This is a genomic window from Erwinia persicina, assembly GCF_019844095.1.
Taxonomy (GTDB): domain Bacteria; phylum Pseudomonadota; class Gammaproteobacteria; order Enterobacterales; family Enterobacteriaceae; genus Erwinia; species Erwinia persicina.
In genome coordinates this window covers 3,460,858-3,481,528 of the sequence record NZ_CP082141.1, presented here as the reverse complement: position 1 = coordinate 3,481,528, position 20,671 = coordinate 3,460,858, and the positions used below count along the sequence as shown (strand labels likewise).

The 20,671-nt window shown below is 56.7% G+C and carries 22 protein-coding genes and 1 pseudogene; 5 read left to right on the top strand and 18 right to left on the bottom strand.

What is annotated here, in order from left to right:
- Nucleotides 1–61 precede the first annotated feature (61 nt).
- Together ybaL and K6L24_RS16040 are read right to left on the bottom strand one after the other, a co-directional pair.
- On the bottom strand, nt 62–1,744 hold the full coding sequence (gene ybaL / locus K6L24_RS16045) for a YbaL family putative K(+) efflux transporter (RefSeq protein WP_062745066.1): 1,683 nt from the start codon (nt 1,742–1,744) through the stop codon (nt 62–64).
- A gap of 336 nt (nt 1,745–2,080) precedes the next feature.
- Complete coding sequence (locus K6L24_RS16040) at nt 2,081–3,280, bottom strand: MFS transporter (RefSeq protein WP_191930988.1); 1,200 nt, start codon at nt 3,278–3,280, stop codon at nt 2,081–2,083.
- A gap of 173 nt (nt 3,281–3,453) precedes the next feature.
- Between K6L24_RS16040 and ushA the strand changes: the two genes are divergently transcribed.
- A complete protein-coding gene (ushA, locus tag K6L24_RS16035) occupies nt 3,454–5,208 on the top strand; it encodes a bifunctional UDP-sugar hydrolase/5'-nucleotidase UshA (protein ID WP_222681647.1) in 1,755 nt (584 codons plus the stop codon).
- 50 nt (nt 5,209–5,258) lie between these two features.
- Here the strand turns inward: ushA and K6L24_RS16030 are convergent, their stop codons facing one another.
- A complete protein-coding gene (locus K6L24_RS16030; RefSeq protein WP_062745070.1) occupies nt 5,259–5,693 on the bottom strand; it encodes a multidrug/biocide efflux PACE transporter in 435 nt (144 codons plus the stop codon).
- A 103-nt stretch (nt 5,694–5,796) separates the two neighbouring features.
- Here K6L24_RS16030 and K6L24_RS16025 point away from each other — a divergent pair, with 103 nt between their 5' ends.
- The gene (locus K6L24_RS16025; RefSeq protein WP_137268727.1) at nt 5,797–6,663 is read left to right on the top strand and encodes a LysR family transcriptional regulator; all 867 of its coding nucleotides are present in this window, start codon (nt 5,797–5,799) and stop codon (nt 6,661–6,663) included.
- Here K6L24_RS16025 and ybaK read toward each other — a convergent pair.
- The 4 genes and pseudogenes from ybaK to K6L24_RS22490 form a co-directional block, all read right to left on the bottom strand.
- On the bottom strand, nt 6,660–7,139 hold the full coding sequence (gene ybaK / locus K6L24_RS16020; RefSeq protein ID WP_062745076.1) for a Cys-tRNA(Pro)/Cys-tRNA(Cys) deacylase YbaK: 480 nt from the start codon (nt 7,137–7,139) through the stop codon (nt 6,660–6,662). The genes K6L24_RS16025 and ybaK overlap by 4 nt on opposite strands.
- 179 nt (nt 7,140–7,318) lie before the next feature.
- Complete coding sequence (locus tag K6L24_RS16015) at nt 7,319–8,122, bottom strand: TraB/GumN family protein (RefSeq protein ID WP_062745078.1); 804 nt, start codon at nt 8,120–8,122, stop codon at nt 7,319–7,321.
- A gap of 113 nt (nt 8,123–8,235) precedes the next feature.
- Nucleotides 8,236–8,508, bottom strand: a pseudogene (gene copA, locus K6L24_RS22495) (Cu+ exporting ATPase); the annotation flags it as partial.
- Nucleotides 8,509–8,685: 177 nt separating this feature from the next.
- A complete protein-coding gene (locus tag K6L24_RS22490) occupies nt 8,686–8,883 on the bottom strand; it encodes a cation transporter (protein ID WP_062745084.1) in 198 nt (65 codons plus the stop codon).
- A gap of 95 nt (nt 8,884–8,978) precedes the next feature.
- On the opposite strand from K6L24_RS22490, the gene cueR reads away from it, so the two are divergent.
- Nucleotides 8,979–9,389 (top strand): Cu(I)-responsive transcriptional regulator, encoded by a 411-nt coding sequence (gene cueR, locus K6L24_RS16005; protein WP_187509930.1) that lies wholly within the window; start codon nt 8,979–8,981, stop codon nt 9,387–9,389.
- Here cueR and K6L24_RS16000 read toward each other — a convergent pair.
- The 9 genes from K6L24_RS16000 to tesA all read right to left on the bottom strand — a co-directional run bounded on the left by K6L24_RS16000 (nt 9,386) and on the right by tesA (nt 15,913).
- Entirely contained in the window at nt 9,386–9,838 is a 453-nt protein-coding gene (locus K6L24_RS16000) for an NfeD family protein (RefSeq protein WP_062745090.1), read from the bottom strand. The two genes, cueR and K6L24_RS16000, sit on opposite strands and share 4 nt — an antisense overlap.
- Nucleotides 9,838–10,752: an SPFH domain-containing protein gene (locus K6L24_RS15995; protein WP_062745093.1), complete on the bottom strand. Its 915-nt coding sequence runs from the start codon at nt 10,750–10,752 to the stop codon at nt 9,838–9,840. The genes K6L24_RS16000 and K6L24_RS15995 overlap by 1 nt, the downstream gene beginning before the upstream one ends.
- 154 nt (nt 10,753–10,906) lie before the next feature.
- Entirely contained in the window at nt 10,907–11,770 is an 864-nt protein-coding gene (locus K6L24_RS15990) for a hypothetical protein (RefSeq protein ID WP_187509931.1), read from the bottom strand.
- 150 nt (nt 11,771–11,920) lie between these two features.
- The gene (locus tag K6L24_RS15985) at nt 11,921–12,166 is read right to left on the bottom strand and encodes a hypothetical protein (protein WP_118664511.1); all 246 of its coding nucleotides are present in this window, start codon (nt 12,164–12,166) and stop codon (nt 11,921–11,923) included.
- Nucleotides 12,163–12,432 (bottom strand): hypothetical protein, encoded by a 270-nt coding sequence (locus K6L24_RS15980; RefSeq protein ID WP_118664510.1) that lies wholly within the window; start codon nt 12,430–12,432, stop codon nt 12,163–12,165. Before K6L24_RS15980 ends, K6L24_RS15985 begins: the two co-directional genes overlap by 4 nt.
- A 65-nt stretch (nt 12,433–12,497) precedes the next feature.
- A complete protein-coding gene (locus tag K6L24_RS15975; RefSeq protein ID WP_222681646.1) occupies nt 12,498–13,136 on the bottom strand; it encodes a hypothetical protein in 639 nt (212 codons plus the stop codon).
- A 424-nt stretch (nt 13,137–13,560) separates the two neighbouring features.
- Complete coding sequence (locus K6L24_RS15970) at nt 13,561–14,418, bottom strand: co-chaperone YbbN (RefSeq protein WP_222681645.1); 858 nt, start codon at nt 14,416–14,418, stop codon at nt 13,561–13,563.
- 69 nt (nt 14,419–14,487) lie between these two features.
- Nucleotides 14,488–15,258, bottom strand: a complete 771-nt coding sequence (locus K6L24_RS15965) for an SDR family oxidoreductase (RefSeq protein ID WP_118664508.1) — start codon at nt 15,256–15,258, stop codon at nt 14,488–14,490.
- 31 nt (nt 15,259–15,289) lie between these two features.
- Entirely contained in the window at nt 15,290–15,913 is a 624-nt protein-coding gene (gene tesA / locus K6L24_RS15960) for a multifunctional acyl-CoA thioesterase I/protease I/lysophospholipase L1 (protein WP_062745111.1), read from the bottom strand.
- Between tesA and ybbA the strand changes: the two genes are divergently transcribed.
- On the top strand, nt 15,884–16,570 hold the full coding sequence (gene ybbA / locus K6L24_RS15955) for a putative ABC transporter ATP-binding protein YbbA (protein WP_062745114.1): 687 nt from the start codon (nt 15,884–15,886) through the stop codon (nt 16,568–16,570). The genes tesA and ybbA overlap by 30 nt on opposite strands.
- Complete coding sequence (gene ybbP / locus K6L24_RS15950; RefSeq protein WP_222681644.1) at nt 16,567–18,984, top strand: putative ABC transporter permease subunit YbbP; 2,418 nt, start codon at nt 16,567–16,569, stop codon at nt 18,982–18,984. Before ybbA ends, ybbP begins: the two co-directional genes overlap by 4 nt.
- Nucleotides 18,985–19,066: 82 nt before the next feature.
- On the opposite strand, the gene purK is transcribed toward ybbP, so the two are convergent.
- Together purK and purE are read right to left on the bottom strand one after the other, a co-directional pair.
- Complete coding sequence (purK, locus tag K6L24_RS15945) at nt 19,067–20,134, bottom strand: 5-(carboxyamino)imidazole ribonucleotide synthase (protein WP_187509958.1); 1,068 nt, start codon at nt 20,132–20,134, stop codon at nt 19,067–19,069.
- Nucleotides 20,131–20,640 carry a 5-(carboxyamino)imidazole ribonucleotide mutase gene (purE, locus tag K6L24_RS15940; RefSeq protein WP_062745120.1) on the bottom strand — a complete coding sequence of 170 codons (510 nt, stop codon included), beginning with the start codon at nt 20,638–20,640 and terminating at the stop codon, nt 20,131–20,133. Before purE ends, purK begins: the two co-directional genes overlap by 4 nt.
- Nucleotides 20,641–20,671 lie beyond the last annotated feature (31 nt).

Sequence of the window (20,671 nt, the reverse complement as noted above, 5' to 3'; positions counted from 1 at the left end):
TGACGGATTGTGCCCATCACCGGGTTGGGGCGACCGGAGAAAAGGTCGCCCCAACCGGGGTTCAAATCGGGCATTCGGCCGGGGTTTCCACCGGACTCAGCAGCAGCAGATTCAGCATGCTGTTAGCAATCTCCCGCTCGCCCATCACCACACGGTCTGCACCGCGCTCCATGATGTAATCCACTTCATCATCATAATGTGCGCGGGCGATAATCTCGATATTCGGGCGCGTTTCCCGCGCGGCAGTGACAATTTCCCCGGCTTCATAACCGTTCGGGATCGTCAGCAGCAGCCAGCGCGCACAGTCCAGACGGGCGAGTGCCATCGTGTCACTGCGTGCGGCATTGCCCAGTACGGCTTTGATCCCCTGTTCACGCAGCGCCTCAACGCGCGGCCGGCTGTTTTCCACCACCACAATGGGAATACCGGCTTCCATCAGGCGGCTGCCCAGCAGGCTGCCGACGCGGCCAAAACCAACAATCACGGCGTGATTGCACAGGTCCACCGGGATCTGTTTCTCTTCTTCGATAGCTTCTTCCATCGTCTGCTCTTCGATGGTTTCTGTTTTTTGCAGATAGCGCTCCAGTATGGCGAACAGGATCGGGTTCAGCATGATCGAGAGGATAGCGCCTGCCAGCACCAGGTTACGCCCGCTCTCCGGTAAGATATTCAGCGAAATGCCCAGTCCGGCAAGGATAAAGGCGAACTCACCGATTTGGGCCAGGCTGACGGAGATGGTCAGCGCGGTGCGTTTGGAGTGGCCAAACAGCATTACCAGCGCCAGCGCGACCAGGGATTTGCCGAAGACGATAATCGCCAGCGCGCCCAGGACGGCCAGCGGCTGCTGGACCAGGATCATCGGATCAAACAGCATGCCGACGGAAACGAAGAACAGGACGGCAAAGGCGTCGCGCAGGGGCAGCGTATCGTGCGCCGCCCGATGGCTCAGTTCAGATTCGTTCAGCACCATACCGGCGAAGAAGGCACCCAGTGCAAAGGAAACATCAAAGAATTCGACGGCACCAAAGGCAATGCCCAGCGCCAGTGCCAGCACTGAAAGAGTAAACAGCTCGCGTGAACCGGTGGCCGCGCTGCGGGCGAGGATCCACGGTACCACGCGGCGTCCGACGACCATCATCAGTACCATAAAGGCGACCACCTTGCCGATGGTGATCAGCAGGTCAATCATGATGGTGGTAACGCTGGCATTTCCTTCTTCGAACAGTCCGGCGAGAGCAGGCAGCAGCACCAGCGCCAGTACCATCATCAGGTCTTCCACAATCAGCCAGCCAATAGCAATCTGTCCACGCTGGCTGTCAATCAGCTGCCGCTCTTCAAGCGCCCGCAGCAGCACGACGGTGCTGGCGGTGGAAAGGCACAGCCCGAACACCAGACCTGTCATCATTGGCCATCCCAGCGCCCACGACAGCCCCATGCCTAACAGCGTGGCGGCGGCGATTTGTGCAACAGCACCAGGGATGGCGATCGACTTTACCGCCATCAGGTCTTTCAGTGAGAAGTGCAGACCCACGCCAAACATCAGCAGGATCACCCCCAGTTCAGCCAGCTCCGGGGCCAGATTCGTGTCCGCCACAAAGCCCGGTGTAAAGGGTCCGGCAAGGACGCCAGCCAAAAGATAACCAACAAGAGGAGAAATGCGCAGACGATTGGCCAGCATACCGAAGAGGAAGGCGAGAACTAAGCCTCCTACGATAGTGGTGATAAGCGGTGTGGTGTGATGCATGCCTGTCTCCTTTGTGTGCATACTCTTGATACATCAAGTTGCGGAGGCGTTGGCGACAACCGGGTCATTTCGCTGACTGTAGCTCCAGGAGACCCGCAGGTTTGCCGTTATCGAGCAACTCAAATCATTCAGAGTGTAATTGTGTCCAGTTGTAAGTTTTTAGTGTATGGCATATTCCGGGATGACGCTTGTCATTATTAGTAATAACGGCAAAAAAAGTGATTCATTGAGATAAAGTTGTCAGAGAGTGCGATTTTATACACTTATCAGAGTGTAAGGCAGACATTGCAGGAGGATGAACCGGTGCTAAAAACAGTGATTAGCACCGGGAAGGGACTATTTAGGGCGGTTATCGGGCAGGAAAGCCGTAAGAATGCCCAGAAGGGGAAGATAAGCACAAATTTGATAGACCAGCTCGATGCCACGATGATCGGCCACCACCCCCAGCACGGCGGCACCCAGGCCACCCATTCCGAAGGAGAAACCGAAAAACAGGCCGGAAACCATACCGATACGTCCGGGCATCAGCTCCTGGGCATACACCAGAATAGCGGAAAATGCTGAGGCCAGAATAAAGCCTATCACCACCGACAGCGCACCGGTCCACCACAAGTTGACCCAGGGCAGCATCAGGGTAAAGGGGGCAACGCCCAGAATCGACACCCAAATAACCCGCTTACGGCCAATTTTGTCGCCAATCGGGCCTCCCACCACGGTACCGGCCGCCACGGCAAACAGGAACATAAACAGGTGCAGCTGTGCATTCTGCACGGAAAGCCCGAATTTATGCATCAGGTAGAATGTGTAATAACTGCTGAGGCTGGTGAGATAGAAATACTTCGAGAATACCAGTACCAGCAGAATGGTAATGGCAAACGCCACCTTGCGACGCGGCAGCGTGCTGACCACCGGAGCAGTATGCCCTTTAGTCACGCGATTCTGATGCTGATACCAGCGACTGATCTGCAACAGCACAATAATGGCCAGCAGTGCTGCCAGCGAGAACCAGGCTACATTACCGCGACCGTACGGCGCGATGATCAGTGCTGCCAGCAGGGGGCCAAGCGAGCTGCCCAGATTACCACCGACCTGGAACAGTGACTGTGCCAGGCCATGCCGCCCCCCGGAGGCCATGCGAGCCACGCGCGATGACTCAGGATGGAACACGGAGGATCCGGTGCCCACCAGCGCCGCCGCCACCAGGATCATCGGGAAATTACTGGCCATTGCCAGCAGAACCAGACCACACAGGGTGAACCCCATGCCGACAGGCAGTGACCAAGGCTGAGGATGCTTATCGGTATAGTAACCAATCAGCGGCTGTAACAGCGAGGCGGTCATCTGATACGTCAGCGTGATCAGGCCTATCTGAACAAAACTCAGTGAAAAGTCCTCACGCAGCAGCGGATAAATCGCCAGAATCAGGGACTGGATCATATCGTTGAGTAAATGCGCCACGCTGATGGCACCAAGCACCTCAAAAGCGGTGCGCCTGACGGGGGGTTGTGGGGAAGAGAGAGTTCGATCGCTTGCCATTAATTTAACCTGTCATTGTCTTATGTTTTTATTGTGCGGAGAAAAGCCGTTAGCTTGCCCACAACATAAGCTGGAGTAATTATCTTTTAGAGCTAATCCTGCGGCATAATCAGGTCAGTGTCACAAAAATTATTATTTTGTTAAGTCCGGGTTGTTCAACAAGGAGGGTCAGAGTGCCAGTATTCAAAAAAAGTCTTGCCAGCGTCATGACGGTGGCGTTATTAAGCGCGCCGCTGATGGCTCAGGCGTGGGTCAAAGATCGCACCTATAAATTTACCGTGTTGCATACCAACGATCACCACGGCCGTTTCTGGAATAACGAGCAGGGCGAATATGGCCTCGCGGCGCAAAAAACCATGATGGACCAGATACGTTATGAGGTGCAGGCGCACGGCGGGGCGACGCTGATCCTCTCCGGCGGCGATATTAATACCGGTGTGCCGGAGTCAGACCTGCAGGATGCGGAGCCTGACTTTCGCGGTATGAACCTGATTGGCTATGACGCCATGGCGATCGGCAACCATGAATTTGATAATCCCCTTTCCGTTCTGCGTCAGCAGCAGAAATGGGCCAAATTCCCGCTGCTCTCAGCCAATATTTATCAGAAAAGCACCGGGAAACGGCTGTTTGAGCCCTATGCGCTGTTTAACCGCATGGGGCTGAAAATTGCCGTCATCGGTCTGACCACGGATGACACGGCGAAAATCGGCAATCCGGAAAATTTCACCGATATCGTGTTCCACAAACCAGCCACGGAAGCGAAAGCGGTGGTTGAAGCGCTGCGGGCGAAAGAGAAGCCGGATGTGATTATCGCCGCCACGCATATGGGCCACTATGATAATGGCCAGCACGGTTCCAATGCCCCGGGCGACGTTGAGATGGCGCGTGAACTGCCGGCTGGCTACCTGGATATGATTGTCGGGGGCCACTCGCAGGATCCGGTCTGTATGGCGAAAGAGAATGTGAAACAGGCCGATTACGTGCCCGGCACGCCCTGTACGCCGGATCGTCAGAACGGCACCTGGATTGCGCAGGCGCATGAGTGGGGTAAATATATCGGCCGGGCCGACTTCACTTTCCTGAACGGTAAGCTGACGCTGGAACATTACGAACTGGTGCCGATTAACCTGAAGCACAAGGTGAAAAATGCTGACGGCAGCACCACCTGGGTAAATTACACGCCCGAGATTGCGAAAAATCCGGCGATGCAAAAATTACTGACCCCGTTCCAGAAAAAGGGCGAAGCGCAGCTTGGCATTAATATCGGCAGCGTTAACGGGCGGCTGGAAGGGGATCGCAGCAAAGTGCGCTTTGTGCAGACCTCAATGGCGCGTCTGATTCTGGAAGGCCAGATCGATCGCACTAAGGCTGACTTCGCGGTCATGAGCGGCGGTGGCGTGCGCGACTCCATTGAGGCGGGGCCGATCACCTACAAAGACGTCCTCAAAGTGCAGCCGTTCGGCAATCAGCTGGTCTATGTGGATATGAAAGGCAGCGAAGTGGAACAGTATCTCGCCGTGGTGGCCAATAAACAGGTGGATTCCGGGGCCTATGCGCAGTTTGCCCGCGTCAGTCTGACGGCCGACGGCAGTGGCGTCAGCAATATCCGCATCAATGGAAAGCCGCTGGAGGCTGACAAAACCTATCGCATGGCGACCCTGAGCTTTAACGCGACGGGCGGCGATGGCTATCCGCTGGTGGATAAGCTGCCGGGTTACGTCAATACCGGGTTTGTCGATGCCGAAGTACTTAAGCAATATATCCAGAGCCATTCCCCGCTGGACGTGGCGAAGTATCAGCCGGCCGGAGAGATCGTGTACCAGAAGGCGAAGGAAAAACCTGCTGAGGCTGAGAAGGCCTCCGTGGAGGAGACGTCCCCGGCGCCGAAGAAGTGGCGCCAGGCGAAGATAGATACTGCGATGCATTAACTAACCGGGTTACCCATGGGTCGACCTGTTCCGGTCGACCCTGACCCGCATTATGCCGGGTGGCGACGGCCGGCAGTAAAACGTTCGCGTAACTTGTCGTACAGCCAGTTATACACCACGGTATACGGCAGGAAGAACAGGAAGAAAGCCACTTCAATCATAAATGCCTGCCACAGCGACACGCCGAGCATCCAGGCCGCCAGCGGCAGACCTATCAGGATAAACCCCCCTTCAAAGCCCAGCGCGTGCATAATGCGCAGGCCGAGGCCGCGCTTCACTTGCTCACGCGGATACAGACGATCAAACCCGGCGTTATAAATGATGTTCCATATCATAGCCACCGTCGACAGCATAATGGCCAGTGCGCCCATCTGAAGCAACGGTTTATTCATCACCCAGGCGGCCACCGGCGACACGATGGCAATGGCCAGCACCTCAAATCCTATTGCATGAAAAACACGCTCTTTCAGCTTGCGAGCAGACATACGTCCTCCTTAATTTGCTATGGTCGAATTTGCTATGGTCGCTATTTTCCACGTTTTATTTGCTAAGATAAAATGACTATCCATCGAAAAAAGCGATACACCTGTGCGTTACTCACCGGAGTCACTGGAAGCCTTTGTGCAGACAGTCGAAAGCGGATCGTTCTCGGCGGCAGCCCGGGCGCTGCGTAAAAGCCAGTCGACGATCAGCACCGCTGTGGCAAACTTGGAACAGGATCTCGGCTTTACGTTGTTCAGCCGCGAGTCGCGTAATCCGGTACTGACAGAAAATGGGCAGCGGGCGCTGGCGCAGGTCAAAGAGATCCTGGCCGCTTCAGCTCAACTGGATGAACTGGCGATCCGCCTTGCGGGGGAGGTGGAACCGTGCCTGCGGCTGGCAATCTCCGATTTCTGGCAGGCGGATTACCATGAATCACTGTTGCAGCGCTTCTCCACACGCTACCCTGACATTGAATTCGAATGCATGATCGCCGAAGATGCCGACGTTATTGACCTTTTGCAGAGCAACCGCGCGCACATTGGTGTGGTGCGTGTGCAGGAGTATTATCCTTCCGATATCACTGTACAGCGCCTGCAGATTGAGGCGCAGATGGCGATTTATCTACATCAGGATCATCCGCTGGCGCAGCAACCGCGGGTGACGGAAGCCGATCTGAAGCAGCTCCGGCAGCTGCGTCTGAACACCTGGATTGAACGTACCCCCGTACCGGCGGGCAAGGTCTGGCTGGCGCAGTCCTACCTGCTGCTGCTGGAAATGGCGGAGCAGGGGTTTGGCTGGAGCATCCTGCCACGCTGGCTGACGCAGCAGTTTGGTCATCAAAAACTGCGCGAGCTGCCGGTGCCCGGCTGGCCACAAAACATTCAGGTCGATGTGGTGTGGTCACGGCGAACGCCGCCGGGACCGGCTGGCCGCTGGATGATCGATCAACTGCTTGCCCAGCCACCCGGTTAATCGCGTTTAGCGATATCAGCAAAACTGGCGTTCAGCAGCCGGGCCAGATCCTGCGGGGCCAGTTCAATATCCAGCCCGCGTTTGCCGCCGGAAACATAGACGGTAGCAAACTGCGATGCCAGATGATCAATCACCGTCGGTAGCCGTTTCTTTTGACCCAGCGGGCTGATGCCACCCAGCAGGTAGCCAGTACTGCGCTGTGCAAACTGCGGATCGGCCATCTCGACTTTTTTTGCGCCCAGTGCTTTTGCGACTTTCTTCAGGTCGAGCTGTCCGGCTACCGGCGTGACCGCGACGGCCAGCATTTTATTATCGCCGTTGAGCGCCACCAGCAGGGTTTTATAAACCTGATCCGCGTTCAGATTTAATTTGCGCACCGCCTCGTCGCCGAAATGGGTTTCGCTGCTGTCATGTTCATACGGGTGTAATGTAAAGGCGACTTTTTGTTTTTCAAGCAGTTTTACGGCGGGTGTCATATCGACTCACCTTGTGTCTGAGATAACAGGCAACAGCCATCATTGATGAAGAAAAGTACTGGCGAAAGTTCACTCTTTGAGCGACAATCTTGCCCGCGTCAGCGTAACCGCTGAGACGATAACTAAAATTCATAAATATGTCCTTATTGACGGGCCGATAGCGATATCGGCCTTTTTTTTTATTTCTGCGCCAACAGTTCCGGTAAATTTCCTTCGCCGTACAGGTGCAGCGCACCGACAGCAACCACATAGCGCCCCGGCGGCAGCTGGCGTAAAAACTGGCACCACTGGCGATTGCGCTGATGCATAAGCAGATCGTTAAGACTGTTGCTGAAAGTACTCGGCAGCGCAAGTTTTCCTGCGCTGTCCGGCGGGGCTTCCAGCCACCAGCTCACCATCGTTTGCAGCAGGCGGGCATTAGTCTGCCAGTGAATAAGCGTATCTTCCAGCAGCGGCAGTCCGTTATCCGGCAGGGATTTCAGCAGGGCCAGCTGCGTGTCGGGGCCTTCTAACTCAATCACCTTTTTTTGCTGTTCGCGCGCGGCCTGTAACAGCTGATAGTCAATACCGCAGTCGGCACGCAGTCCCAGCCGCTGCGCCTGCTGGGCCTGAAGCATCAGAGCAACCTGCCAGGCAGGCAGGGTATCAATACGTTCCCGATCGATACTTAATTCTTCACAGTAGCGCTGTAGCCGTTGTAGCTGTTCTCCGGAGAGCCGGTCGGCCAGAGAGGGGCATATTTCACTTTCTCTGAAAGGGGACGCTCCGGCAGTGATATCGGCCTCAACGATCAGTGCATCGGCGTGCTGAAGTTTTTCATTCAGCACAGCGGGCAGCGGCATCATATTACGCATGCCCATATGTATGCTGCCCACCAGGTGCAGATGGCTACCCCCCGCGTGGAAATCCATGGCTGGATAGCGGTAACTGACCGGCCAAAGCCGACGCCATAATGTCTGAAGCCTGTGTGCAACATTGCCCATGGTTTTCTGCCTCATCCGGTTAATCACACCATGCTAGCGTGATAACTCGCTGACGGACAGGGCAATAAGCCACAGGGGTTAACAGAATTACGCCTTCGGTGGAGGGGAGCGGACAGGCGATTGGCATTACTGACCACCGTGATTGACGACAGGGCCATTGCCGCCCCCGCCACAACCGGACTCAACAGGGTGCCCGTCAACGGATAGAGTCCGCCGGCCGCAATCGGAATACCGCAGGCGTTGTAGATAAATGCCCCGGGTAAATTGTGTTTCATGTTACGCAACGCGGCCTGAGAAATGGCTAAGGCGTCTGCGACAGTGTTCAGATCCTGGCGCATCAGTGTGATGCCCGCTGTTTCGATCGCCACCTGACTGACGCCAGCAATCAGTTGCAGAGCATTCTGTACGCTGCTGACACAGGTCATACCGTCTATCAGCAACTGATAGCTGTCAGGGGGGAGGGAAACGTTATGCGCCGGAAGCTCAGGCGAAGACGCTGTCAGCGCTTCCGGCTGTGGTTCTGACTCTGTCAGCGTATCAGGCTTTGCATGAGAAATACCCGCTTACAGGCTGGCGTGATAGCCGGCCTGTTCAATAGCGGCGATCAGCGCATCGGCGCTGGCCTTACCGGTAACGCGGGCTTCGGTGAGGCTGATCTCTGCCTGTTCCACATCATCACGCTGCTCCAGCGTCTCTTTGACTCGTTTAATGCAGTGGCCGCAGGACAAACCGTCCAGTGCCAGCGTGGTTACTTGCGTCATATCATGACTCCTGTTGATCCGGTTTGACCCGGGGCTGTTATTACCTTCATTATGGAGGTTAAACCTTCCATCAAGGGGAAGGTCAAGGAGCAATAATGAATATTAGCGACGTGGCAAAAAAAACCGGATTAACCAGCAAAGCGATTCGTTTCTACGAAGAGAAGGGGCTGGTGACGCCGCCGCTACGGATGGATAATGGCTATCGCAGCTACAGTGCAAAACACGTGGAGGAGCTGACGCTGCTGCGTCAGGCTCGTCAGGTGGGATTTAATCTTGATGAGTGCCGGGAGATGGTCAGCTTGTTTAACGACCCTGAGCGCCACAGCGCCGATGTGAAGGCGCGTACGCTCGGTAAAGTGAGGGAGATTGAAGCGCACATTAATGAACTCCAGCTGATGCGTCAGAAGCTCATCGACCTGGCGGCCAGCTGCCCGGGGGACGCTGGCGCCGAGTGTCCGATCATCAACCATCTGGCCGGCTGTCACCAGGGGAGTAAATCGAATTAAACCTTACGCGGTACAATCCGCAGAGTGATCCCCTCCACGGCGACCACGGTGATCGGCGTCCCGGCAGGCAGATCTTCATCGGCCTGGACGCGCCAGTTACCATCACCAATACGCACATGGCCAAATCCATTCACCAGGTCGGCATCCAGTGTAAGCTGGCGGCCTACCATCTGCTGGCCGCGCTGGTTAAGCGTGGAGGGAGGATGCTGCCGGTCGCGGTGCTTAAGCCAGCGATACCACCACAGCGCAGCGATAATCGTCAGTGCGGCGAAGCTCAGTCCCTGCCACTCCCAGGGCATCGGCACCAGCCAGACCAGCAGGCTGACGAGTACGGCTGCCACGCCGCTCCAGAGCAGGTAGCCGCTGGTGCCGAGCATTTCTGCGGCCAGCAGCAGGCCGCCAAGGGTCAGCCATATCCACCATGGGTTGGCAAGCAGCTCATCAATCATCAGCGTTTACGCTCCGCTCTGCTCTCTCCCAGAAGCTCACTGATCCCGGCGATAGAACCCAGCAGGCTGCTGGCATCCAGCGGCATCATCACCACTTTGCTGTTGCCCGATGAGCCGATATTTTGCAGGGCATCGGTATATTTCTGTGCCACAAAGTAGTTGATCGCCTGGATGTCACCGGCGGCAATCGCCTCGGACACCATCTTGGTGGCCTGCGCTTCGGCTTCTGCACCACGCTCACGCGCTTCTGCGGCGAGGAACGCCGACTGACGTTCACCTTCGGCTTTCAGGATCTGCGACTGCTTCTCGCCTTCGGCACGCAGGATCGCCGCCTGGCGCACCCCTTCAGCTTCCAGAATGTCGGCACGCTTGGTACGTTCAGCTTTCATCTGTGCATTCATTGAGGCGATCAGTTCTGCCGGTGGGCGCACATCGCGGATTTCTATGCGGGTAATTTTAATACCCCACGGGTTCGTGGCTTCATCGACAATATGCAGCAGGCGGGTGTTGATGTTGTCACGCTGTGACAGCATTTCGTCCAGTTCCATTGAACCCAATACGGTACGCATATTGGTCATGGTCAGGTTGATGATAGCCAGCTCCAGATTGCTGACCTCATAGGCGGCACGCGCCGGATCGACAACCTGAATAAAGCAGACGGCATCAATCGTCACGCTGGCGTTATCTTTAGAGATAATCTCCTGCGACGGGATATCCAGTACCTGCTCCATCATATTAATTTTGCGGCCAACGCGATCCATAAAAGGGATCACCAGATTCAGACCGGGCTGCAGGGTGTTGGTATAGCGACCGAAACGTTCAACGGTCCACTGGTAACCCTGTGGGACAATTTTGATCCCTGACCAGACGAGGATCAGAGCCAGAATGATAATGACGGGAATCACAGCCAACATAAAAAATAACCTCCGGATTGTTATTATTAATAAATCTATTGGGCGACCTTTTCCCCGCACGCCCTGTCTGCTGCGCCACTTTATGGCGAGGCAGCGATATTACTGTCCCGATGATATGGCAACACCTGCGGGAGCGCCACCCTGAAGACGACGGTTATGGCTGATGCTCGCCGTACTGGAAGGAAAAATCGGCAATATAGCTACCCTCTGCCTCCGCGATCGCGTGTGACAGCGCCAGGTAGTAGGGCTCAAGTCCGATGGCTTCAATCTCTGCGATTTTATCGCGCACCGGTGCGCAGAACAGCGCCGGATTGCCTGCTGCCAGGCGCTTATTATTGACCGGTAGCTCATGAGTGACTGCTTTCATTGCCGTACGGATCGCCTGACGATAACTGCCCGGCACGTTGCTCACGTTATCTGCCGCCGTCAGCACGTTGAGCGTCGGAAATTCATCAGCCATTACGGCCGCCTTCAGCCGGTCAAAAAATTGCTTAAAGAGTTCGAACGACCCCAGATCGGTGACTTTGGGTTTGGTGGATTTTCCCTGAATGTTGCCCGGTGTTCTGCTGGTTTCGGTTGATGGCAATTTGCCTTTCTGTAGCTGAAGGTCAAACAGATAATTGGCGTGTTTCCTGCGTTCATGCAGATCCGGAAATTTTTCGTTAAAGGCTTTGATAAACTCAGGAGCGGCCAGATCGGCCAGAGCGTGGTTATCCAGCCAGTCAGAGCGGGCGAAAACAGCCGGCCTAATAAACCATGAAGGAACAGGCTCTGAAAAACGAACGGACTGACCATTGTGATCAAACTCAACGAACTCAGCTCCTTTTTCAAAAGCGAAGCAGCAGTTTTTAAAGCTGATAATGGTGTCATTAATGATAAGGGCATCTTTAACGAACTTTGCCACCTCAGCGCTCATCACAAAGGCCGTTTTTTTGTCGTGATCGCGCAGAACGTAGTTAAGATCTGCCACTGACTTAACGCCAGGCTCAAGATCAAACTCAAAGAAAATATGTGACATATTATAAACTTTCCGCTTTACCTGGATAAGTCATAATATCACATCTTACCATCATGAAGTCAGAAGGCTTTTCATACTGACCTCTCCTTCACGCTTGAAGCAGACTGTGGTTTAGAGACTTTTACAGGCACTCATCGCAGGTAAAGAGCTTTAATGACCCACCTCAAAGTGAACCGTGTGGTTATCGCGCTTCAGCATCAGTGTTGTCTCATCCCGCGCAACCACACTGATAACCACTGATTTCAGGTCACTCATACTCAGTGCCATCAGACGTGCATTCAGCAGCAGTAGGGTGCTTAACATCTCTTCGCCAAACTCAGACGAAATTTCTTTCATCATAAGGTGATGCTCTTCCGTATTGACCCTGTTGTCGATCGCCTGTGAATATCGGTTCATTGCGTTTTTCTCCGGGTTAATTTATTCAACGCCGCCTGACAGGTGCGGACAGAAACCATCTGATTTTCCAGCCGCTGTGCATAGTCATCCTGCTGTGCCAGAGGGCTCCGTTCAAGCGTTATTGCCAGTGACAGTGCATGATGTGCCGCCTGGGATAGCTGCAGGCATGCCGCGCGGTGTTCGCTGTGAAACTGCTCGCTGTCGCACAGTGCCCTCAGCAGCGCTGAACGTGATGCAGCGACCAGCGCCAGGTGTTCCGGTGCCATCTGGCCCCTCCTGTTAATGGTCTCAAACAGATCAGGGCCAGCCTGGTGAAGGCATCTGCAGGAGTTCAGTGGAAATGAGCATGCCCCCCAAAACCTTCAGAACGGGAATTATCATGACCGTAGCCGTGGCCGCCGAAAGCAGAGCTGTGTGCATTATCCGCGCCACGATTTTCAGACCCGCCGTAGGACGAACGGCTCTGATTATTATTGCCGCCGTTCCCTTGCGCAGTGACAAAGTGGACGGTAGAGGGGACGACCGGCTTATTTCGGATAACGGAGGGGACTGACTGAACGGGCGTCTTTACACCAACGGGAACTGACTGAACGGGGGTCTTTACTCCGACGGTGCCTGCCGGAGTGAGCGCAGTGCCCTGGAGCGCTGCCGCTCTGGCATCGGCTTGTTGCTGGCCGATCTGGTCTCGATAGGTCGTCCCGTTGACCTTTTGCTTAGCCGCCCGAAGTGCAGCATGCGTCTTATCACTGTCAGTCGCTAATTGATTATTGAATGAGCCATCAGGATTAAAGCGGCCAGTTCCGTCTCTGCTGTCTGTATCATTGTAGTGTGCCAGGTTTTGCCGATCCTGCTCCTGCAAGTTATGCCAGTTGTTGACGGCATCATTAAAAACAGGGGACCGCTGTTCAGCAGTCGCATTCAGTGAAGTGATGACAACAAGAGCAGCCAGCGCGATAGTCGTGCGTTTCATGAGTTTTTTCCAGTAAAGATAATGAGTGAGGTCAGTGTTATTAACAGAATGGTTTTACCGGCCACCAGTACGCGCTCTTCCTGAAAATTTAGTGACTTAGTTTTAGTCATCCCGTTGTCATTTTTTGTGACTATGTTTTATGACTAATGCTAGTCTTTGTCTTGTCTTTTTATTTTGACTTCAATCAATTTAATGCCAGCAATCTAAAAGTCTTTAAGTCACCCTTGTGCGAGGGGGGAATCAACAATGGCTGGCGAGTTTTTCAGGCTTTGGTATGAAGAGGGCTTTTGGTGTGAAGGCGGTGAAAATGCGGATGAGGCCGTTTTATCAGGAGGGAGTGAAACGGATGAGAAAGGCTGCGGGCAGGTAGAGGGAGGAAATAAAGGGGAGCAGGGCCGGCACTGTGAACACCGGCCCGGTAATATCAGTAGAGCAGGGAGTAGAGCTGACGGCGGTATTTTGCTGCCAGAGCATCACCCGTGCCAAGTGCTGCGAGGATCTCCTGCAAAATTTTACGCGCCTGACCGTCGGCCGCGCCCAGATCCTGCTTCAGATGCGAGAACAGCAGTTCAAGCGCTTCTTCATTGCGCCCGACCTGATGAAACTGCAGCGCCAGCTGCGTGGCCAGCCCGGCATTGTTGGGATCCGCCTCCAGCTGCTGTTGCAGCTGCTGGATTTCCGGGGTATCAGCTGCCTGTTTCAGCAGATCAATCTGCGCGATCAGCCCCTGATAGCGGGTATCCTGATCCTGCAGCGGCACCACTTTCAGCACCGCTTCGGCTTCTTCGCTGCGGTTAAGTCCAATCAGTACTTCGGCCAGCAGAAAGCCGATATCGCTGCCCTGATTGCTCAGCGCCCAGGCCTCTTTAAGCAGGGGCAGGGCGTCGATCAGCTTGCCTTCTTCCATCAGCTGCATGGCCTGCTGCGCCTTCAGTTCTTCTTCTTTTGGTAACACTTTTTCCAGCAGGGCGCGGACGGCTTCTTCCGGCTGAGGCCCCTGGAAACCGTCAACCGGCTGACCGTTCTGGAAAAGATAGACCGTCGGAAGGGAGCGCAGTCCAAACTGCTGCGCCACAGCGGGCTCGGCATCACAGTCGAGCCTGGCCAGAATAAACTGGCCGGCATACTCCTGCGCCAGACGATCCAGCAACGGCGTCAGCTGCTGACAGTGCTGGCTGCGCTCAGACCAGAAGTAGAACAGCACCGGGATCTGCATCGACTGTTCCAGCGTCTGCTGCAGGTTGGTTTCGTTAATTTCTACAATCGTTGCTTGTGGTGACATGAATTCGTCTCTTTTCACGTAAGTTTATTACTGTATTGGGGCGCGAGCCGCGGCTTCAAGGGGCGGCGACTAATTCTGACGTAAAAACCGGTCCATCAGCCAGCCTGGCAGTAAACGGCGTAGCACCACGATGGCATGCGTGATTAGCGTTACCGGATAGCGCAGACGCGGGCGGCGGCTTTCCAGCGCATGGCGAAGTTTCGGCAGGATCGCCTCAGGCGGTAGCGTAAAGCGGGCGGCGATGCCGGGATTGTGCACCGGTTTATCCTGCTGCGCCTGACGGACATTGTCGGTAAACGGCGTATGAATCGGACCCGGCTCAATCAGACTGACGCGCACACCGCTGCTGTGCAGCTCCATGCGCAGCGCATCTGACCAGGCTTCCAGCGCGTACTTACTGGCGGCATAGGCTCCGCGACCTGGCGTGGAAATCAGGCCCATCACTGAGCTGGTATTGATAATACGCCCGACGCCTGCGATCAGCGCCGGCAGCAGCAGCACGGTCAGCTGGTGGGTACCAAACAGATTGGTGGAGAACTGCTGCTCCAGCTGCTGGCGCGATACCGACTGCAGCGGGCCATAGACACCAAAGCCGCCGTTATTAAACAGACCGTGTAATTCCCCGCCACACAGGGTGAGGATCTCCCCCGCTGCCCGTTCGACGCTGGCAGCGTCATCCAGATCCAGCAGTACACCGCGAAAACCCAGCGCGTCCATTCGGGCGACGTCCTGCGGTTTCCGGCAGGCTGCAATCACATGATAGCCCCGGCGCAGCAGATCGTTGGCCGCCACCAGGCCAATTCCGCTGGAACTGCCGGTAATAACGATACTTTTTTGCATAACTTTACCTGTTACGGCGCTTACAGCCGGGTCACTCATGTTTAACTAAGGGAGTAAGATTTTTGGCCATCAGATCGGCAATAAACGGCTGAGCGGCAGGATTGGGGTGTATACCGTCGTCCTGCATCCATTCCGGTTTCAGATAGACCTGTTCCATAAAGAATGGCAGCAGGGGAATGGCATGCTTCTCCGCCAGTCTGGGGTAAAGTGCGGCAAACGATTCTGTATAGCGTTTGCCATAGTTCGCAGGCAGACGCACCTGCATCAGCAGCGGCTGTGCATCAGCCGCCACGACCAGCTTAATGGCCTGGTCCAGATCCTGCTCGATCTGCTGCGGAGGAAAACCCCGTAGTCCGTCGTTGCCACCCAGTTCAATCAGTACCCAGCGAGGCTGATGTTGTTTCAGCAGGGCGGGCAAACGTGCCAGCCCCTGCGTCGCGGTATCGCCGCTTATGCTACCGTTAATAATGGTAGGGGATTTTTGCCATTTATCATTGAGTAACGCAGGCCATGCGGCACTGGCAGACATACGGTAACCGGCGCTCAGACTGTCGCCCAGCACCAGCAGTGTCTCTGCCGCCGTCGCGCGCAGCGTCATAAACGCCAATAAGAACAGGAAAGGCAAATGCCAGCGGAAAACATTCTTGAAGTTCATCGTCTTAGTAAGTCCGTCGGTCAGGGTGAGCATCAGCTTTCCATCCTTACCGGAGTTGAGCTGGTTGTCAAACCGGCTGAGACGCTCGCCCTGATCGGAGAGTCCGGATCGGGCAAGTCAACGCTGCTGGGTATTCTTGCCGGCCTGGATGACGGTACGGAAGGCGAAGTGATGATGCTCGGGCAGCCGCTGCATCAGATGAATGAAGAGCAGCGGGCCGAACTGCGTGCGAAAAATGTCGGCTTTGTTTTTCAGTCTTTCATGCTGGTCCCCACCCTCAACGCTCAGGAAAACGTGCAGCTTCCGGCGCTGCTGCGCGGCGACAGTGATCGCAAAAGCCGGGAGCAGGCAGCCACGCTGCTCGCCCAACTGGGCCTCGGTGAACGTCTGAGCCATCTTCCTGCACAGCTCTCCGGAGGGGAACAGCAGCGGGTGGCGCTGGCCCGTGCCTTTAACGGTCGGCCGGCGTTGCTCTTTGCCGATGAACCCACCGGCAATCTTGACCGGAAAACCGGTGAGCGTATTGCCGACCTGCTGTTTTCAATGAACCGGGACTATGCCACCACGCTGATCCTCGTTACGCATGATGAACAACTGGCTGCGCGCTGTGACCGCCGCCTGCGGCTGCGCGACGGCAAGCTGTGGGAGGAGGCATGATCTGGCGCTGGTTCTGGCGCGAGTGGAAATCCCCCTCGCTGCTGATTGTCTGGCTGGCGCTGACACTGGCAGTCGCCTGCGTGCTGGCTCTCGGTTCACTCAGCGACCGCATGGAAAAAGGCTTAAGCCAGCAAAGTCGTGACTTTATGGCAGGTGACCGCACACTGCGCAGCGGCAAAGAGGTGCCTGCCGAATGGCTTGAACAGGCGCGTGCGGACGGCCTGCAGGTCGGACGTCAACTGACTTTTATGACCATGACCTTTGCGGGCGATACCCCGCAGCTGGCTTCGGTCAAAGCCGTCGACGATCTTTACCCGATGTTCGGGCAACTGACCACGGTGCCTGCCGGACTGAAACCGGCAGCGGGCACGGTGCTGGCCGCACCGCGTCTGCTGGCATTGCTGGAGCGTAAAGCCGGGGACCAACTGGACGTGGGGGATGCCACCCTGCTTATCGGGGGGGAGGTGGTCCAGGAGCCGGATGCGGGCTTTAACCCGTTCCAGACTGCACCGCGTCTGCTGATGAATCTGGCGGATGTGGAAAAGACCGGTGCGATCCAGCCCGGCAGCCGCATCACCTGGCGCTATAAATTTTCCGGTACGCCCGCGCAGCTGGCGCGCTATGACCGTTATATCGCCTCACGCATCACGGCGGATCAGCGCTGGATCAGCGTGGAGAACAGTGAGGACGCACTGGGTAAATCCATGCAGCGCGCCCAGCAGTTCCTGCTATTGTCAGCCCTGTTGACCCTGATGCTGGCCATTGCTGCCGTAGCGGTGGCGATGAATCATTACTGCCGCAGCCGCTACGATCTGGTGGCAGTGCTGAAAACGCTCGGTGCCAACCGGGCGGCACTGCGCAGGCTGATTATCGGACAGTGGCTGTCGGTGCTGCTGCTGGCGGCCGTGGTGGGCAGCGTCATCGGCCTCGGCTTTGAAGCCCTGCTGTTAAGCATGCTGCGTCCGGTGCTGCCCGGTGAGCTGCCGGCTGCCAGCGCCTGGCCGTGGCTGTGGGCGGTGGGATCGCTGTTTGTCATCTCTCTGCTGGTGGGGCTGCGTCCTTACCGTCTGCTGCTGGCAACCCAGCCGCTGCGCGTCCTGCGTCGTGACACGGTGGCCAACCTCTGGCCGCTGAAGTTCTATCTGCCCGTCATGGCGCTGGTGGTGATCGGTCTGCTGGCACTGCTGGTGGGGGGCAGCAAGCTGCTGTGGGCGCTGGTGGCCGGGATTGTGCTGCTCTCCTTACTGCTGGGGGCGATTGGCTGGGGCGGGCTGCTGCTGCTGCGCCGCCTGACGCTGCGCAATCTGGCATTTCGTCTGGCAGTCAACCGGCTGCTGCGGCAGCCGTGGACGACGCTCAGCCAGCTGGCGGCCTTCTCGCTGTCGTTTATGCTGCTGGCGCTGCTGCTGGTGATGCGGGGCGATCTGTTGGAACGCTGGCAGCAGCAGCTGCCGCCAGGCAGTCCGAACTATTTTCTGCTGAACATGACCGAACAGCAGGTGCCGCAGGTGCAGGCCTTCCTGCAGCAGCATCAGGTCAAGGCAGAAACTTTCTATCCGGTGGTGCGCGTGCGGCTGACCAGCATTAATGAAAAGCCGGCCGACCCGGCGCTGGATGAGTCCCTGAACCGGGAGCTGAATCTCACCTGGCAGAAAGATCTGCCGGATCACAATCCGATGACTTCAGGCACCTGGCCGCCGAAAAAGGGAGAAGTGTCGATTGAACAGGAGCTGGCCGGACGGCTCGGTGTGAAGCTGGGGGATACCGTCACCTTTACCGGGGATACCCAGGAGTTCAGTGCCAGAATCAGCAGCATGCGCAAGGTAGACTGGGAGAGTCTGAAGCCAAACTTCTTCTTTATCTTCCCGCCGGGTGCACTGGACGGACAGCCGCAGACCTGGCTGACCAGTTTCAGAATGGATAATGATAACGCCACGCTGGCACAGCTAAACCGGCAGTTCCCGACGCTCAGCCTGCTGGATATTGGCAGTATTTTGCGGCAGATAAGCCAGGTGCTGGCCCAGGTCAGTCAGGCGCTGGAGATTATGGTGATTCTGGTGACCGCCTGCGGTGTCCTGCTGCTGCTGGCGCAGATTCAGGTCGGCATGCGTCAGCGCCGCCAGGAGCTGGTGGTCTTTCGCACGCTCGGGGCCAGTACCCGTCTGCTGCGCGGCACGCTGTGGTGTGAGTTTGCGCTGCTGGGTGTCGTGTCTGGCGTGGCGGCGGCTATCGGGGCAGAGGCGGCGCTGTGGGGGCTGCAACGTAAGGTGTTCGACTTCCCGTGGCAGCCTGATTTTACGCTGTGGCTGGTGCTGCCATTAACCGGCGCCGTTCTGCTGTCGCTGTGCGGCGGCTGGCTGGGCGTGCGGTTACTGAAAGGGAAAGCGCTGTTCAGAGGGTATTACACGGGATAAGGAAGGGGGGCGGCCGGAAAAAAGGTCGACCCTGCGCCAGACCATGTCGGGGCTGACCTTCTGTGGTGGTCAGCCCGTAACATTAACCCAGCTTTTCTTCGGCCCAGGCAATACCGCTGGCGTACTCTGCCGGCAGCATCGGGACCAGCGCATTCAGTGCCTGGCTTAACGCCTGCGGGCTGACGTCGGACAGGTTCAGGTGGCCGACTTTGCGCCCGGCACGCACTTCTTTCTCATACCAGTGCAGATGCACCAGCGGCTGCGCCAGCCAGGCCAGATTGACATCGGTGCCAATCAGGTTAACCATCACTGACGGCGTGCTGACCACCGGCGTCGGCAGTGGAAGGTCGAGAATAGCCCGCAGATGCAGCTCAAACTGGCTGATGGATGCGCCGTTCTGCGTCCAGTGACCGCTGTTGTGCACGCGCGGTGCCAGCTCGTTGATCAGCAGACCTTCCGGCACCACAAAGCATTCCATCGCCATCACGCCGACGTAGTTCAGTTCATTCATGATGGCAGACAGCATGTGCTCGGCCTGCTGCTGATGCTGCTCGTTCACGTCCGGCAGCACGACGCTGGTACGCAGAATGCCGTCCTGATGCAGGTTGTGCGTCAGCGGGTAAAACACGGTTTTACCGTCGTGGCCACGTGCGCCGATCAGCGACATTTCGCCGGAGAAATTGATCCCCTGTTCAACAATGCACTCGCCGTAGCAGTCGGCGGGCAGTGATTCGGTTTCACCGGCGCGCAGACGCCACTGACCGCGACCGTCATAGCCGCCTGTGCGGCGTTTTACGATGGCCAGCGGGCCCAGCGTGGTGAATACCTGCGCCCACTCATCTGCACTGGAGAGCAACTGCCACGGCGCGGTTGCCAGGCCCAGCCGGTCCAGCAGTTGCTTCTGGGTCAGACGATCGGCCAGCAGTGGAAAGATATCGCGGTTCACAAAGGCGTTATGGCTGGCCAGTTCACGGGTTAATGCCGTTTCAGGCCAGCGCTCGATTTCAGCAGTGATCACGCTCTGTGCAATGGGCAGGGATTCGGGTTCCGCATCCAGGCCCACCGGATAGACGGCAATGCCCAACGGCTCACCCGCCTGGCGCAGCATCCGTCCCAGCTGGCCGTTACCTAATACACAGACCGGCTTCATGCTTCCTCCCGCGGGTCCGGGTTGTTCAGCACTTCGTCGGTCTGGCTCTGACGCCAGTGATTCAGACGATCGGCCAGCCCGGCATCGTGCAGCGCAAGGATCTGCGCCGCCAGCAGGGCTGCATTGGCAGCGCCAGCTTTACCGATTGCCAGCGTGCCCACCGGAATGCCGCGCGGCATCTGTACAATGGAGTAGAGGCTGTCGACGCCGCTCAGGGCCGCGCTCTGCACCGGAACTCCCAGTACCGGCACCAGCGTTTTCGCCGCCAGCATGCCCGGCAGATGGGCTGCCCCGCCTGCGCCGGCGATAATCACCTGATAGCCGTTACCGGCGGCCTGTTCGGCAAAGCTGAAGAGTTTGTCCGGCGTGCGGTGTGCAGACACCACTTCGCAGTGAAAGGGAACGTCCAGGCTGGTAAGGATTTCCGCCGTAAATTGCATGGTTGCCCAGTCACTTTTGGAACCCATAACAATAGCAATGCGGGCCGGTGCGGCGTTCGATGTCATGCGGGTCTGACTCCTGTGATTGTAAAACGTC

What these genes read in the sequence shown, in the direction of transcription:
- K6L24_RS15985 (WP_118664511.1), bottom strand. Translation starts at nt 12,166, where the DNA reads ATGAACCGATATTCACAGGCGATCGACAACAGGGTCAATACGGAAGAG.
- K6L24_RS16040 (WP_191930988.1), bottom strand. Translation starts at nt 3,280, where the DNA reads ATGGCAAGCGATCGAACTCTCTCTTCCCCACAACCCCCCGTCAGGCGC.
- K6L24_RS15990 (WP_187509931.1), bottom strand. Translation starts at nt 11,770, where the DNA reads ATGTCACATATTTTCTTTGAGTTTGATCTTGAGCCTGGCGTTAAGTCA.
- K6L24_RS22490 (WP_062745084.1), bottom strand. Translation starts at nt 8,883, where the DNA reads ATGACGCAAGTAACCACGCTGGCACTGGACGGTTTGTCCTGCGGCCAC.
- K6L24_RS15970 (WP_222681645.1), bottom strand. Translation starts at nt 14,418, where the DNA reads ATGTCACCACAAGCAACGATTGTAGAAATTAACGAAACCAACCTGCAG.
- K6L24_RS16000 (WP_062745090.1), bottom strand. Translation starts at nt 9,838, where the DNA reads ATGATTGATGAGCTGCTTGCCAACCCATGGTGGATATGGCTGACCCTT.
- K6L24_RS15980 (WP_118664510.1), bottom strand. Translation starts at nt 12,432, where the DNA reads ATGGCACCGGAACACCTGGCGCTGGTCGCTGCATCACGTTCAGCGCTG.
- ybaK (WP_062745076.1), bottom strand. Translation starts at nt 7,139, where the DNA reads ATGACACCCGCCGTAAAACTGCTTGAAAAACAAAAAGTCGCCTTTACA.
- K6L24_RS15965 (WP_118664508.1), bottom strand. Translation starts at nt 15,258, where the DNA reads ATGCAAAAAAGTATCGTTATTACCGGCAGTTCCAGCGGAATTGGCCTG.
- purK (WP_187509958.1), bottom strand. Translation starts at nt 20,134, where the DNA reads ATGAAGCCGGTCTGTGTATTAGGTAACGGCCAGCTGGGACGGATGCTG.
- K6L24_RS15995 (WP_062745093.1), bottom strand. Translation starts at nt 10,752, where the DNA reads ATGTTGGCTGTGATTCCCGTCATTATCATTCTGGCTCTGATCCTCGTC.
- purE (WP_062745120.1), bottom strand. Translation starts at nt 20,640, where the DNA reads ATGACATCGAACGCCGCACCGGCCCGCATTGCTATTGTTATGGGTTCC.
- ybbA (WP_062745114.1), top strand. Translation starts at nt 15,884, where the DNA reads ATGCCAGCGGAAAACATTCTTGAAGTTCATCGTCTTAGTAAGTCCGTC.
- K6L24_RS15975 (WP_222681646.1), bottom strand. Translation starts at nt 13,136, where the DNA reads ATGAAACGCACGACTATCGCGCTGGCTGCTCTTGTTGTCATCACTTCA.
- tesA (WP_062745111.1), bottom strand. Translation starts at nt 15,913, where the DNA reads ATGAACTTCAAGAATGTTTTCCGCTGGCATTTGCCTTTCCTGTTCTTA.
- cueR (WP_187509930.1), top strand. Translation starts at nt 8,979, where the DNA reads ATGAATATTAGCGACGTGGCAAAAAAAACCGGATTAACCAGCAAAGCG.
- K6L24_RS16030 (WP_062745070.1), bottom strand. Translation starts at nt 5,693, where the DNA reads ATGTCTGCTCGCAAGCTGAAAGAGCGTGTTTTTCATGCAATAGGATTT.
- K6L24_RS16015 (WP_062745078.1), bottom strand. Translation starts at nt 8,122, where the DNA reads ATGGGCAATGTTGCACACAGGCTTCAGACATTATGGCGTCGGCTTTGG.
- ybaL (WP_062745066.1), bottom strand. Translation starts at nt 1,744, where the DNA reads ATGCATCACACCACACCGCTTATCACCACTATCGTAGGAGGCTTAGTT.
- ybbP (WP_222681644.1), top strand. Translation starts at nt 16,567, where the DNA reads ATGATCTGGCGCTGGTTCTGGCGCGAGTGGAAATCCCCCTCGCTGCTG.